Below are 15,266 nucleotides of genomic sequence, written 5' to 3'. Positions count from 1 at the left end.
TTGTTTCTTGAAAAATGAGAGAAAAGAGATAACTAATTGATTTATAAAGTTAATAACAAATAAAAAAGTATTCAATTATTAGGAATACAACATAGAAGTTATGGGGAAAAAGTAATTAGAGCAGACTTGAAGTTCTTAACGACTTCAGGAATAAGTACTGCATATGGATTTACCACGAATCTGACGATTTCTCCTGGATTTAACGGAACGGCTGGATATATAAGTCAATTAAGTTTTAATAATAATGGTGTTTTTTATAGAAATGGTGATTTTTTCTCTTCTTCTTGGAATGGATGGAATAAAATATTGATGAGTGATCTGTTCGGGAATGTTAATTTGGAGAAGTTAAAAGTAACTGACTCATTTGAATTTGGAAATGAGTTGGATAATACAAATTCCACATTCATTATTCAAGGTCCTAATTCTCCTACAGGTGAAGCAGGGAAGCGAGATATTATTTTTAATTTTAAGTATGCAGGGCAAAGTGGTATAAGAGCGTTTAGAGGTGATGAATGGGGTACTTTTTTACAGTTAATGACTAGCCAGCCTGGGGATGCTACAGGAATGCCGAGGGTGAGAATGCATATTGATCAATATGGAAAAATAGGTGTTGGTACAGTTAATCCATCCAGTGAGTTTGATGTAAATGGTACTATTAGTTCGCATAATTTGCTGACGAGTGGGAGTATTGGAATCGGTACTGTTAACACAGAAGGTTACAAATTAGCCGTTAATGGTATTATTCGTGCAAAAGAGATCAAAGTAGACTCTGATTGGGCTGACTTCGTTTTTAAGAAAGATTATAAGCTTCCTACTCTGAAAGAAGTTGAGACCCATATCAATGAAAATGGAACTTTGCCTGGTATACCAAGTGAGGCGGAGGTTAAAGCCAACGGAGTAAACCTGGCTGAAACAAATGCTTTGCTACTTCAAAAAATAGAGGAACTGACTCTTTACATCATTCAACAAGAAAAACGAATGGAGAGTATGGAAGCCGAAATAAAAAGCATTAGATCAAATTAATATTAACGCTTAAAATATTATTATGAAAACAAAGATTATTGCTGTATTGCTATTATTAAACTCATCAATGATGTTTGCACAAATTGATCAAAAAAATGATAGTGTAAGTGCTGTTTCCATTCGATCTTCTATGACTAATACTTTGACTTCATCCGATGATAGAATGTTTCATCGCTTAGGTCTTGGTGACATTGATGATCCTACTGCCATGTTTTCAGCTTTCCAGGGAGAACCTTTGCAGAAAGCCAAAGGAGATTATATTACTTTATACTCATTCATCACTAATTGTTTTTATAATGTAGCTTACAATCGACTTTTTCTTGTAAGAGATGCCGCTGGTGATGAATGGACTACTGCCAGATTTCATGAAGGTATTTCTATTGATGACTCTTTTTCAAAGCCAGGAGAAACTAGAACGTGGTGGGAACGAGATCCTTATGATAAAATTCAGTCATGGGGTGACGGAGCAGAAACGTATATGACCATTAATAGAGGTAATGTAGGTATTGGTACACTGGATCCACAAGGATATAAATTAGCTGTTAATGGTACTATTCGTGCAAAAGAAATAAAAGTAGACTCTGATTGGGCTGACTTCGTTTTTAAGAAGGATTACAAACTTCCTACATTGGAGGAAGTAGAGCAACACATCGGTGAAAAAGGTACCTTGCCGGGTGTACCTTCGGAAGAAGAAGTAAAAGCCAATGGAGTGAATTTAGCTGAAACCAATGCTTTGCTACTTCAAAAGATAGAAGAATTAACTTTATACATAATTGAAATGAAGAAAGAAATCAATGAGTTAAAAAAGAGATAATAGCTATTAATTTACTAACTTTTAAATTTATAGGTTATGAAAAAGATTCTACTGCTTTTTGTGTCACTATTTAGTGTGGGATTGGGCTTTGCTCAACAAATAGGGGATGGTTATGCACAAACTATTAATAGTTTTAATAGTATATTAAATACAGGTATTTATGATTCAGACAAAATTCAAACAAACTATCCTTATGAAATTCCCCAATGGCCTTGGAAATATTTATTTGTTATGCGTCATAATGATTCAAACCTTAATTATCAATTTCAAATTTCCACAACTTTTGAACATGACGACCGAATATTTTTTAGAAAACTGGCCCACTTGAAAACGGATACTGAGTATAATAACAATTGGCAGGAGTTTGCCACCAGAGGAGTAAATACTTTTAATGGGGTTCAAACAATTAATGGAGATCAGTATGTTAATGGAAATATACATGTAAACAAATACTTATTTATTCCTTCTAATAGAGAATTGATTTTTGGTAATCCTTCTGATAGAGATCATAGTTTACGAATATCATATAATGGGAATGATAATAATGGTTCCTGTTATATTAATTATTCTGGAGACTTAAGATATCGTAATGGGTCTATGACCGATGATGTTCCAGTTGTCTTATTTTCAAAAGATAATAATGTTGGTATTGGTACACTGGACCCACAAGGATATAAATTAGCTGTTAATGGTACTATTCGTGCAAAAGAGATAAAAGTAGACTCTGATTGGGCCGACTTTGTTTTTAAGAAGGATTATAAACTTCCAACATTAGGAGAGGTAAAGAAGCATATTACAGAAAAAGGTACTTTACCAGGTATTCCTAGTGAATCAGATGTTAAAGCCAATGGAGTTAGTTTGGGTGAAGTGAATGCTTTATTACTTCAAAAAGTTGAAGAGTTAACCTTGTATGTTATAAAATTGCAAGAAGAAGTAAATGAGTTAAAAACGCAAAAAAAGTAATTAATTATGAAAAATGTTATAATATTGTTTTTGTTATCACTGTACTCATTTACAGTGAATGCTCAGTATTATTTAAAGGGTGAACTTAATTATTGGGAAATCCATGAACCTTATAAAGAATATTCCTATATTTTTCATCTTGATATAGCTGTTGGTATACAGACACGTGCATCTGAAGTTGGTTATGTAACATGGAATGTTGTTAATGGGAAAATAAAGGATGAGAATGGGAATTATACTTTGACTACAATAACAAAACTTGCCAATGATTATCCTCATCCTAATGCAAACGTAAGTAATATTTGTGTAATGTGGGATGGCAAAGAAGAAGGAAAGATAGAATTTTATATGCCATTAAATTATTATATTTATGGATATGAAGAAATTAGGCCTTTCGTATATACAATTCCTATTAATCCATTTAATGGTAATGTTGAAAATGTTAATATAAATAATGAAAGGTCTTATCAGGCTCAAGATATATATGTTGAGAATGTAAACATAAAGAGTGGAGCTAATGTGATATTGAATGGTTCTAATTCTGTGCGGATTGTTCCAGGATTTACTGCAGAGTTGGGAAGTGTTGTAAGAATTTATAATGGAAATACTTTTATTATATCTCAAACAAAAGCTGATTTTAGTAACAGGAATATGGCAGATAATCAAATGCAAATAGAGAAGAAGTCTGCTTTATTAAGCCAAAACTCACCTAATCCTGTAAGTGAGCATACTACTATTAATTGTTATATTCCTGAGAATTCAGGAAGTGCCTGTTTGCAATTTTATAATTTAATGGGAGTTTTAGTCCTGAAAATACCAATAACTTCTATTGGCCCAAATAGTATTGATGTAAACACTACAGAACTAACTAATGGAGTTTATATGTATTCTCTTATAGTTGATGATTGTTTGATTGATACCAAACGAATGGTAGTAGCGAATTAAAAATTAAGGCAGCCTGATAAGCTGCCTTAATTTTTTAGTATTGTAGCAATAAAACGGTAATAGAATATCGCTCAAAGTGGCGTTTTGGGGTTCTTAATGATAAATACTAATTAAGAAAGAAAATACCCGATTTGTATTTGTAATTAATTGAAGATAAGTAAATAAAAAAGAGGCTTCCTTGTTCGTCCGCCGACGAGGAAGCCTCTTAACACAAAAACTAAACTAGACTTAACTAAACTATTCTATTCTCAGAGTTTCACAACTCCTTTCTGTTCGGTACAAAGATACATATTTGTCATCTATTTTGCAAATAAGAATAGACAAATGGGGGCTTTTTACCGATAAACGGGTTATTTCTTAGCTTCTTTCATCAAGAAAAGTTTGAAAAACTTGTTTGTAGCTATCACTGATGGGGATATATGTCTTATCAAAGACAATCCGACCACGATCTATGATCCGTATTTTATCCTTTTGCACAATGAATGAACGATGTACTCGCATGAAGCGAGTGGGAGGGAGCAATTCCTCCATAGATTTCATGCTCATCAGCGAAAGGATGGGTTTGGGCTGATCTTCGGTATATATTTTAATGTAATCTTTCAATCCTTCGATATAAAGAATCTTTTTAAGTTCTACTTGTACCAGTTTATAATCGCTTTTTACGAAGATACTTTCGATCTCTTCCGGTTTCTGTACGAGCTCAAACCACTGTAACGCCTTGTTGGCTGCTTGCAGGAAGTCGACGTATGAAATGGGTTTTAGTAAATAATCGAGAGCATTCACCCGATACCCGTCGATGGCATATTGATTGAAAGCAGTGGTGAATATAATACGGGTATTTTTGTCTACCATTCTGGAGAATTCAAGCCCGTTAAGTTCCGGCATTTGAATATCTAAAAAAAGCAGATCAACTTTCTTTTCCGGAAGCTCGTTCATTGCTTGTACAGCACTCGAATATTTACCGGTTAAAGACAAAAACGGAGTTTTGTTGACATAACTTTCTAACAGATCAAGAGCCAGAGGTTCATCGTCTACGATGGCACAATTTAGAGTCATGATTTTAATAATTAGTGAATAGTGAATAGTGATAAGTGAATAGTGATTAGTGAATAGTGATAAGTGATTAGTGGGCTACGCTGTGAACCGCATGTCACTAATCATTAATCACTCCTCCCTAATCACTAATCTTGATGAATATTCTTTTTTATCTTTACTCACTTCGTGTTGCCACTGATAGCGTCCGGGATAGATTAATTCCAGACGTTTGCTTACTTGTTCCAGTCCGATACCCGAACCGCTTTTATCTGTTTCGGCTTTGGGATGGTAACTGTTTGTAATTTCACATCTCACTTCTCCGTTGGCTTCAGAAAAAGCAATGCGGATAAAGCTGGGTTCTGTAGGAGAGATACCATGCTTAAAGGCATTCTCGATAAGTGATATGAAAATGAGCGGAGCGATTTCTGTCCGGTTATCCGGAGAGATATCGATATTTGTTTCTACTACTACATTGGAGGAGAGGCGGATACGCATTAGCTCTATGTAATTGCGAATGAAATCCATTTCTTTCCCTAAAGAGACAAATGTCTGCTGATTATCATACAATACGTGGCGAAGAAGCCGGCTTAACTCTTGTACGGCTTGTTGTGCTTTGTCTGTATCAAAGGCGATAAGGGCATAGATGTTATTCAGTGTGTTAAGTAAGAAATGAGGATTCAGCTGATTCCGTAAGTTCTTTAATTCGGCTTCAGTACGGCTTCTTTCCGCTTCCCGTCGTGCAGCTTCAATTTGTCCCCATCGGATACTCATTTTGATAGCGGCAGCAAGTCCTATGGTAAGTACCATCGAGAACATATCGCGAACAAAAAAGATCCAGCCGGGAGGCATGTTTTTATGGGGAGTTTTGGGAATATCGTTAACAAACATGATGGTTTGCCATAAATGAAGCCCACCGCTCATAAGAACGATTAGTGTGAGATTCAGCAATAGAAACTTTTGAATGCGTTCATTAAACAGATAACGGGGGATAAGAATGAAATAGTTTAAATAGAATACGATACAAAAGCTAAGAGGTACTCCACTACGGCGTATGTATCCTATCCAGTCAATAGGTTCTCCTCCCCGGTTGATGAAAAAGAACGGGAAGCCAAAAATGATACCCCAGCTAATGATATGGGTTAGTACCATGGCAAAGCGAACGCGGCTGTTTGTAGATTGTTTCATATTTGCAAAGATAGTAAAATTAGTGATTAACGAGTAGTGATAAGTGATTAGTTCCATGCGGATCATAGTACTCATCACTTATCACTACTCATTCTTTACTATTGCTGTTTATTCGTATCGTATTGCTTCAATCGGATCAAGGTCCGCTGCTTTTTTAGCCGGGTACCAACCAAAGAATACTCCTGTGACAGTACATACGGCAAATGATAGGAATACGCTCCACGGTTGTATAAAAATAGGCCAATGGGCTACGCTCTTAACGATCCAGCTGGCACCACAACCTATAATTACGCCTATAATACCTCCGGTAATACTTATCAGGATAGCTTCTATCAGAAACTGGCTGAGGATATCTATCCCTCGTGCACCTACCGACATACGGAGTCCGATTTCACGGGTACGTTCTGTGACAGATACATACATAATATTCATAATACCAATGCCACCCACTACCAATGAAATACCGGCGATACAAGCGAGTAGGGTAGTCATCAGGTCGGTTGTAGAATTGAGCATTGTACTAAGCTCCTGTTGGCTGCGTATAGTAAAATCATCATCATCGCTGTCTTTCAGCTTATGTTCGCGACGCAGGATACTTGTGATTTCTTCAATGGCATAATCTGTCATATCTTCGGAGAGAGCAGAGGCATAGATACCTTGCAGGTAAGTGACGGCCAGCAAACGTTTCATTACCGTAGTATAAGGTGCCAGTACAATATCGTCCTGGTCCATGCCCATAGAGTTGTATCCTTTGGCTTTGAGTACACCTACTACGCGGAAAGGTATTTTATTGAAGCGAATAACTTTTCCAACAGGATCAGATCCGTCAGGAAAGAGGTTGTCAGTTATTGTTTTTCCGATGATACAGACTTTAGCAGAGCTCTGTATATCTGCCTCGGTGAACATCTCTCCGTTTTCTACATCCAATTGGCGGATTTTTAGATAATCCAGTCCTACTCCATTAACGGATGACGGATAGTTGCTGTTACCATTAACAAGCTGTCCGGAAGAAGATACATTAGGACTTATCCCTGAAAGATAGTTTGTTTCTTCACGCAGCTTTTCATAGTTTTCCAACTTTAACGTCTGCATCTCGGATGCATCACGACGTACACCACCACGCATGTCACCTCCGGGATGTATCATGATCATGTTCGATCCCATTTCGGCTATTTGCGTCTGGATACTTCTTTTGGAGCCTTGACCAATAGCCAGCATGGTGATAACGGATGCTACGCCAATGATAATACCAAGCATCGTCAAGAAAGCCCGCAACTTGTTGTTGGCTAATGCCCTAAGGGCTATTTTGAATAAATTGGTTCCGTTCATTATTTTGATTTACAATTAGACAATTTACGATTTAGGGTACTTCGACTTACGACTAGACAATTTACGATTGAAGTCATTTTGATTTACGATTAGATAATTTACAATTGAGATTACTTTCATCTATAATTTAAAGAGTGGCTTCAATCGTAAATTGTAAATCGTCCAATCGTAAATCCTTTTAGTCCTCATCATTTTTCGGCAGTGCCGCCAATCCTTCAATTGCGGAGAGGATATGAGTATTGATCGTATCTTCTATCACGTGGCCGTCCCGCAACCGGATGTTGCGACTGCTGTATTGTGCCAATTCCGGATTATGGGTGACAAAGATAATAGTACGCCCTTCGGCATGAAGTTTCTGGAACAGTACAAGTATCTCAAATGAGGTACGTGAGTCAAGATTACCCGTTGCTTCATCCGCCAGTATTACAGCCGGATTATTAACCAATGCGCGGGCAATAGCCACACGTTGCATCTGGCCTCCGGACATTTGATTGGATTTATGTTCCAGTCGATCGCCCAGTCCTACATCCTGCAATGCTTCAATGGCCCGTCTACGACGTTCGGAAGCACTGACGCTGGCATTATACATCAGAGGAAGTTCCACATTTTCTATGGCAGTTGTTTTAGGCAGCAGGTTATAACTTTGGAATACGAAACCTATTTTCCGGTTTCGTAGTACGGCCCGTTGAGATTTACTCATGCTTCTTACAGATATTCCGTCAAGCAGATATTCTCCGCTTGTTGGAGTATCCAGGCACCCCAACGTATTTAACAAGGTTGACTTACCTGAACCCGACGTACCCATAATGGTTACAAACTCTCCTTCGTTGATGGTGAAAGAGATCCCACGCAGGGCGTGTACAATCTCTTCTCCCACTAAAAAGTCCCGTTTGATGTTATGTAGTTCAATTACTTTCTTGCTCATATTATTGAGAACATTAATTTATTTTTTCTTATTTCCTCCCGGTCTGCCAGGCATGAAGGGGCTTTTCTCTGTATTGCCGCCAGCTTCCATTTCTGCTGTATTACTTGTAGTTGCACCGAGATTGGCTTCACTTATCACTTGGGTACCTTCGTTGATTCCACCTGTGATTTCAGTTTTGATTCCATTACTAATACCTATTTGTACAGGATGTGCAGTGAACGTATTACCTTCTTTTGTCCAAAGTTTATGTTCGCCCGCGCAATCTTTTACAATGTCTTCTTTACCGATGAGAGGAATTTCAGGAGTGAAGCGTAATGCTTTGGAAGGTACGCTGAGAACATCCTTCTTGTCCAGGATATAGATTGTGACGTTGGCTGTCAGGCGAGGTTTGAGTTTTAAGTCCGGGTTTTGTGCAGAGATGACTACCTCATATGTCACTACGCTTGTTGTTGTACTACTACTCGTACTTGTACTACTGCTTGTACTTCCCAGGCGTATCTGAGTGACTTTACCTTCGAACATATCATTGGGATATGCATCTACAGTGAAACTTACGCGTTGTCCTTCTTCTACACCACCTATATCGGCTTCATCCACATCGGCCACAACTTGCATCTGTGTCAGGTCTGCGGCAATAGTGAACAGGGTAGGCGTTTCAAATCCGGAAGCAACTGTCTGTCCTTCTTCTACATCACGGCTGATAACTACACCATCAATAGGCGAAGTGATGGTAGCATATGAAAGGTTACGTTCGGCTTTGGCTAAAGCGGCTTTACTACTGTCGAACATGCTTTTAGCCTTATCGTAATTGTATACGGCTTGTTCGTAATCTGTATCGCTGATAAGAGCTTTCTCATGCAATCCTTTGCTACGCTCGTAATTCTTCTTCTGATATTCGTATTCAGCTTTATTTCCGTCATAAGTTGCACGTGCTGAAGCAAGTTCACTTTGGAGTGTCACTTTATCCATTTCTGCAATAAGTTCTCCTTTTGTAACTACAGAATTGTAATCGACGTAAATCTTATCTACGATACCGGATACCTGTGTACCGACTTCTACTTCCGTTACAGGCGCAATCGTTCCTGTAGCCGTTACAGAGTTAGAGATGTCACTTTTGCTCACGGTAGCTGTGACATATGAGATTTTGTGCTTGGTTACCCGACCACTTAAAGCCCATATCGCTACACCTGCCACCACTATTATGGTAACACCGATGAGGATGATTTTTTTCTTGTTCATGGTTATATTTACTATTTTATAATTTACTGTTTACTATTTACTATTTACTATTTACTATTTGATTTGCGTATACCATTAGGCAGGTTACACGTAATCTGTCTATAATTCGATATTCCCTCCCTGGTAGAATTTTAGTAGCTGAGCATTTAATATGGCCATGTATTTAGCCTGCAAGGTTTCTTGTTGGGCACTGAGAAGGTTATTCTTTTCCGTTAGCAGTTCTACGGTATTTTTCATACCCAGGTTGAACTGTGCACTAACCAGATCGAAGCTGGTCTGAGTACTACGGAGTTTTTCTTGTGCAGCTACATAACGTTGCTGAGCACTATTGGCATCAAGCCACAACCCTTCAATGGTTTTATACAATGTTTTTTGTTCGTCCAGCAGGTTTAACATACTGGTCTCACGTTGTAATTTAGCTTTCTGTACAGCACTTTTCGTCTGGCGATTATTGAAGATAGGTACACTAATAGATAATCCCAAAGAGTTGTTCCAGCCATTCTTTACTTGTTGAGCAAAGGTAAAGTCAGAACCACTGGTATTGTTTGTACCAATCCCGGCACTAAGGCTGACACTGGGCATGTATCCGGCACGGGCGATATCGATATTTAATTCGGATGCCTGTATGTTCAGTTTTCCCGATTCAATTTCCGGACGTACGGCAAGAGCTGCATGATAAACATCCGTTTTGGTAGGTAGGGGAGAGAGTACTTTACTATTATCCAGCGCAGGCAGATAGAGGTTCATTTCTTCTTCACCGTCCAGCTCAAGTAATTGTTTCAGTTGCAACTTGTAGTTTTGCAAAGTGGTTTGTGCAGTAACAAGTTGATAACGATCAGTACTTACTTGTGCTTCCAATTGTGCCAGATCGGCTTTAGACAGGCTTCCGGCAGCAAGCAACTCTTTTCCACGGTCGCATTGTGCTTCACTGACAGCAAGGGTACTTTCATTAACTTTCACCGACTCGGCAGCATAGAGAATCTGTACATAGGTCTGTGTGATGCTTTCCTCGATATTCTTTTCTGAGGTAGCTACATCCAGTTCTGCTACACGGTTGTTCAGCTTTTCCTGTTCAATTGTTTTCAGGCGTTTACTGCCATTGTACACGGTCCATTGTGCATTTAGTCCGTAGTTACCATTGTAACTGGTTTTACTGTTACTGCGTAGAATTTCGGTTCCACTTACCGTACTGCTTGATTCCTGATATGGACGGTTCACCATATTCTGGCTGGTAGAAAATGAGAGACTTGGGAAAAGAGCTGCTTTAGCTGTTTTTACATCAACGGCTGTACTTTCTGCATTAATACGGCTTTTGCGTAGGGTGATGTTTTGCTCTAAAGCGTAGTCGATACAGTCTTGTAAAGTCCATTCGGCAGGGAGTTGTAGAGAGTTGTTCTCCACCGCTTGTTCTGTGGCTGGAGTAGCGTAAGTGTTCATAGCAGGATTATCTTGTGCCCTGAGGACATTGCCACCTATGCTACTACTGGTTACGCAGAGTGTTATTACTGTCAATCTTCTTACATTTATCATACTTCTTACAGTTTATTATTCTTTTTGATGTATGCGAAGGTACGTACCTATAATAACTGTTGCAAAAATGATAGACGTAAGGGGAAGTTTCGCCGCCGAATGAGTTATTTATGTCGATAAGATAACTATGATTTATCCGCTAAATACATAGTTGTCAAAAAAGTAATTATATGAATCCTTTAAGGAGAAAAATGAGGGAAGACGATGAATGTTTATACCTATGTAATAGCCTGATTTATAATGAATCAGAAACTCTTGTTTATAGGTTGTCAAGAGTGTACAGTTTTGTAAGTGTTAATTGTACACTTTTACTATACTATATTGTACATTCTTGATATGCTAAAGTGTACACTCTTATGAAATAAAACTCGAATGTTAAACAATAGCGTTAACATTGTTAACGCTATTGTATCGAGTTATACATTTGACAAATGATCCATAATAATGGATTTCTTTTCATGCTTTTATTTTGTTCGTGAACTCAGGGTTACCATATTATCAGGTGAAGGTTCTTTTCCCACTGAAGTAGAAAGTATATCTTTTTTTATGCCATACATATACAAAATAGGAGTGTTATCTGTCCCTATTAGTATGCAAGCATCATCCTGTTTAATCCACTTTTTTATTTCTATTCTTGTATAATCATTTGTTGCTCTATTTTCTATAATAAGTGCATTTTCTTGATATTCTTCATAAATATCTTTGAGTTCTGTTATACCGGCAACTCCTCCATATTGACGGAATGGTATCCAATGGCCTATAACGCAACTTTTTATGGCGCTAGTAGGGATGTCCTTGAACAAGACATTAGACGGATCATATTGGGGATTGGATTCTTCTTTACTGCATGCAAACAATGACAAAATGCAAAATAATAAACAGATTAGTTTTTTTATAGTTTTCATAAGCTTAGGTATTTGTTTTATAGTTCAAAGGTTTTATTGACTAACAAATATAAATGCTTTTTTTAAATAAACCTACTGTTTGTAAGGATTGTTTTGAAAACAGTTGTAATTAATATCTTTCTTTTTCGTACAAATGCTATAAAATAAGGATACTGAATCTGAAATCTTAATTGGTTTTAGGCATTGTGTTTTATCCTTTTTATATAGATCATCAGGCTAATTACTGCTGTGATAAAAGCCAGTCCGTCTGATACCGGCATACTCATCCAAATGCCATTCAACCCATACCAGCCGGGAAATAACAGAAGGCAGGGCAGTAAGTATACCAATTGGCGGGACAACGAGAGGAATATGCTGACTTTTGCTTTCCCGATACTTTGAAAGAAGTTAGAAATAACAATCTGTGCACCAACCAGAGGGAACATCAAGATACAGATACGTAGCCCTGTCGCTGCCATATTAATCAACTCCTCACTGTCAGTGAATATAGCAGAAACGGTGTGCGGAAAGAGTTCGCAGATAATGAAACCACTACTTGTGATCAGTACACCAACGATGATACCCAGGCGGAGCGTATGTTTTACACGATCCTGTTTTTGTGCACCGTAGTTGTAACCGATGATGGGCTGCATCCCCATGGTCAGTCCCATTACAATCATAACGTAGAGCATTAACAACCGGTTCATAATACCGTATGCGCCGATAGCCATGTCTCCACCATACTTCTGTAAGCTGTTGTTGATAAGGATCACGATGACACAAGCGGTTACATTCATTGCAAAAGGGGACATACCGATAGAAAAGATACTGGCTACAATACGTCTTTTCATTTTCCAGAAACCAGGACGGAAATGAACAAAACTCTCCTTGTTGCGAAAATGCTGCACTACCCATACCATACCGATAAATTGCGATACTACAGTTGCCATAGCCGCTCCCCGGATTCCCCAATGGAAATGGAATATGAATATAGGAGCAATAATTACGTTGGCTAATACAGTTACCAGAGAAGTCAGCATCGCTTTCTTTGGATATCCGGTGGCACGCATTACATTATTCAAACCTATCATGGTATATGTCACAGGAGTACCAAGTAGGATTACCTGCATAAAATCGCGTGCGTAGGGTAATGTAGCAGGGCTGGCACCGAAGAAATTTAGTATAGGATCCAGAAAAATAAAAGCAATGCCGCCAAATACTACCGAGTTAATAAGGCACAGCATTAATGTGTTACCTAGTACTTCTGTTGCACCTTCCATATCTTTCTGCCCCAGGCGAATAGAAGAAATTGTAGCCCCACCGGCCGAAATAAGTACACAGAAAGCTACCACAAGATTCATCAGCGGGAATGTAATAGCCAGGCCGGAAATGGCTATAGCTCCTACACCGTGCCCGATAAAAATACTATCAATAATGTTGTAGAGTGAAGTAATAGTCATTCCGATAATAGCGGGAATAGAGTATTGTAACAGAAGTTTCCCGATTTTTTCGGTTCCCAGAATGCGTGGGTCGGTTTGTTGAGCCATATATTGAGTCGTTACGGTTTTTTAAGTGGCGCAAAGGTACAAATAATTTGCCTTATCCATTGATTATTCTGAACTTTGCGCCGATGTAAATACAACGTTTAACGTTTAAAGGTAAAAGATGTTTATGGATGCTACAAAGACAATTGCTGCACTGTTCGATTTTGACGGTGTTATAATGGACACAGAATCACAGTATACTATTTTTTGGAATGAACAGGGACAAAAGTATCTGCATAAAGAGAATTTTGGTCCCGGAATCAAAGGACAGACCCTGGTGCAGATTTATGATAAATACTTTTCCGGAGATCTTGTTCCGGTACGTGAGCAGATTACTCGTGAACTAAATAAGTTTGAGAAAGATATGGTCTATGAATATCTTCCGGGGGTACAAGGTTTCCTTGCCGATCTTCGTCGTCATGGTGTGAAGATCGCTCTTGTCACCAGTTCCAACGAAGAGAAGATGGAAAATGTCTATCATGCTCATCCCGAATTCAAGACACAGTTTGATCGTATTCTTACCGGAGAGATGTTTGAACATTCTAAACCGGCTCCGGATTGTTTTTTGCTTGGAATGAAGATCTTTGAGACTACTCCGGAGAACAGTTTTGTATTTGAAGATTCTTTTCATGGCTTGCAAGCCGGGCGTTCTTCCGGTGCTACTGTTATAGGATTGGCAACCACAAATTCCCGTGAAACGATCACAGATAAAGCAGATGTTATCATGGATGATTTCATGGGAATGACCTATGAGAAGTTACTGTCTATGGTGAAATGAAACTTATTCTGCCACTAACTTATTTAATGTTTTCAACAAGTACTCTCGTTGCATAGGGCCGGGAGCTTGCTTGTTTCTTGTTTGGTTTATTGGAGTATCATCAAAGTTGTAATAATTCTGATAATAAAGTAATTAAACGGATTGGGAAATTCTCTAAAATATGAATTCTTCTTCTTTTCTTGTTTGTTATAAATTAAAAGTTATACCTTTGCGCCCAATTTATTAATTCATAAATATATAGAAACATGGCTGGATATATATCAGATGACACCAGAAAAGTGACTACACATCGCCTAATAGAAATGAAAGAAAGAGGCGAGAAGATATCTATGTTGACTGCTTACGATTACACAATGGCACAGATTGTTGATGGTGCCGGAATGGATGTGATTCTTGTCGGTGATTCTGCTTCCAATGTGATGGCGGGTAATGTGACAACTCTTCCTATTACGCTCGATCAGATGATTTACCATGGTAAGTCTGTTGTGCGTGCAGTGAAACGTGCTATGGTGGTAGTAGATATGCCGTTTGGTTCCTATCAGGGAAATTCAAAAGAGGGTCTTGCTTCTGCTATTCGTATTATGAAAGAGAGCCATGCCGATGCATTAAAATTAGAGGGTGGCGAAGAAATTATCGAAACTGTAAAGCGCATTCTTTGTGCAGGTATTCCTATCATGGGTCACTTAGGACTGATGCCACAGTCAATCAATAAATATGGTACTTATACGGTTCGTGCTAAAGATGAAGCAGAAGCTGAAAAGCTGATTCGTGATGCACACTTACTTGAAGAAGCCGGTTGTTTTGCACTGGTTCTTGAGAAGATCCCTGCCGAACTGGCTAAACGTGTGGCAAGTGAACTGACTATTCCTGTCATTGGTATTGGTGCCGGTGGTGATGTAGATGGTCAGGTGCTTGTTATTCAGGATATGTTGGGTATGAACAATGGTTTCCGTCCTCGTTTCCTGCGCCGTTATGCTGACTTGTTCACAGTGATGACGGATGCTATCAGTCACTACGTATCGGACGTAAAGAACTGTGACTTCCCGAACGAGAAGGAACAATATTAATATTT

The 15,266-nt window shown here is 38.5% G+C and carries 14 protein-coding genes; 6 read left to right on the top strand and 8 right to left on the bottom strand.

The features are described from left to right. Positions 1–126: 126 nt before the first annotated feature. The 4 genes from QX565_RS07420 to QX565_RS07405 are packed head-to-tail and all read left to right on the top strand — an operon-like array spanning position 127 to position 3,745. Positions 127–1,023: a hypothetical protein gene (locus QX565_RS07420; protein ID WP_289292202.1), complete on the top strand. Its 897-nt coding sequence runs from the start codon at positions 127–129 to the stop codon at positions 1,021–1,023. A 22-nt stretch (positions 1,024–1,045) separates the two neighbouring features. Next, positions 1,046–1,837 carry a hypothetical protein gene (locus QX565_RS07415; protein ID WP_255585413.1) on the top strand — a complete coding sequence of 264 codons (792 nt, stop codon included), beginning with the start codon at positions 1,046–1,048 and terminating at the stop codon, positions 1,835–1,837. Between the two features lie 36 nt (positions 1,838–1,873). Then, on the top strand, positions 1,874–2,800 hold the full coding sequence (locus QX565_RS07410) for a hypothetical protein (RefSeq protein WP_289292200.1): 927 nt from the start codon (positions 1,874–1,876) through the stop codon (positions 2,798–2,800). A gap of 6 nt (positions 2,801–2,806) precedes the next feature. Next, the gene (locus QX565_RS07405; RefSeq protein WP_289292198.1) at positions 2,807–3,745 is read left to right on the top strand and encodes a T9SS type A sorting domain-containing protein; all 939 of its coding nucleotides are present in this window, start codon (positions 2,807–2,809) and stop codon (positions 3,743–3,745) included. A 357-nt stretch (positions 3,746–4,102) separates the two neighbouring features. Here QX565_RS07405 and QX565_RS07400 read toward each other — a convergent pair whose 3' ends face one another. The 8 genes from QX565_RS07400 to QX565_RS07365 all read right to left on the bottom strand — a co-directional run bounded on the left by QX565_RS07400 (position 4,103) and on the right by QX565_RS07365 (position 13,419). Then, positions 4,103–4,801 (bottom strand): LytR/AlgR family response regulator transcription factor, encoded by a 699-nt coding sequence (locus QX565_RS07400; RefSeq protein ID WP_002560700.1) that lies wholly within the window; start codon positions 4,799–4,801, stop codon positions 4,103–4,105. Between the two features lie 108 nt (positions 4,802–4,909). Continuing rightward, positions 4,910–5,965, bottom strand: a complete 1,056-nt coding sequence (locus tag QX565_RS07395; protein ID WP_289292194.1) for a sensor histidine kinase — start codon at positions 5,963–5,965, stop codon at positions 4,910–4,912. Positions 5,966–6,073: 108 nt separating this feature from the next. Next, entirely contained in the window at positions 6,074–7,294 is a 1,221-nt protein-coding gene (locus tag QX565_RS07390) for an ABC transporter permease (RefSeq protein ID WP_289292193.1), read from the bottom strand. Positions 7,295–7,472: 178 nt separating this feature from the next. After that, on the bottom strand, positions 7,473–8,219 hold the full coding sequence (locus QX565_RS07385) for an ABC transporter ATP-binding protein (RefSeq protein ID WP_289292191.1): 747 nt from the start codon (positions 8,217–8,219) through the stop codon (positions 7,473–7,475). A gap of 18 nt (positions 8,220–8,237) precedes the next feature. Further along, positions 8,238–9,458: an efflux RND transporter periplasmic adaptor subunit gene (locus tag QX565_RS07380; protein ID WP_289292190.1), complete on the bottom strand. Its 1,221-nt coding sequence runs from the start codon at positions 9,456–9,458 to the stop codon at positions 8,238–8,240. A gap of 99 nt (positions 9,459–9,557) precedes the next feature. Then, positions 9,558–10,988 carry a TolC family protein gene (locus QX565_RS07375; protein WP_289292187.1) on the bottom strand — a complete coding sequence of 477 codons (1,431 nt, stop codon included), beginning with the start codon at positions 10,986–10,988 and terminating at the stop codon, positions 9,558–9,560. Positions 10,989–11,452: 464 nt separating this feature from the next. Continuing rightward, the gene (locus tag QX565_RS07370; RefSeq protein WP_289292184.1) at positions 11,453–11,893 is read right to left on the bottom strand and encodes a hypothetical protein; all 441 of its coding nucleotides are present in this window, start codon (positions 11,891–11,893) and stop codon (positions 11,453–11,455) included. Between the two features lie 176 nt (positions 11,894–12,069). Beyond that, complete coding sequence (locus tag QX565_RS07365; RefSeq protein ID WP_002560693.1) at positions 12,070–13,419, bottom strand: MATE family efflux transporter; 1,350 nt, start codon at positions 13,417–13,419, stop codon at positions 12,070–12,072. A 124-nt stretch (positions 13,420–13,543) separates the two neighbouring features. Between QX565_RS07365 and QX565_RS07360 the strand changes: the two genes are divergently transcribed. Then, positions 13,544–14,194: an HAD family hydrolase gene (locus tag QX565_RS07360; RefSeq protein ID WP_289292180.1), complete on the top strand. Its 651-nt coding sequence runs from the start codon at positions 13,544–13,546 to the stop codon at positions 14,192–14,194. Between the two features lie 245 nt (positions 14,195–14,439). After that, complete coding sequence (panB, locus tag QX565_RS07355) at positions 14,440–15,261, top strand: 3-methyl-2-oxobutanoate hydroxymethyltransferase (RefSeq protein ID WP_002560691.1); 822 nt, start codon at positions 14,440–14,442, stop codon at positions 15,259–15,261. The last annotated feature ends 5 nt before the right edge of the window (positions 15,262–15,266 follow it).

Origin of the sequence: Bacteroides sp. 41_26 (genome assembly GCF_949740115.1) — a bacterium.
Classification (GTDB): Bacteria; Bacteroidota; Bacteroidia; order Bacteroidales; family Bacteroidaceae; genus Bacteroides; species Bacteroides nordii.
Note: the sequence above shows the minus strand (reverse complement) of the source record. Positions and strands in the feature narration are given on the sequence as shown.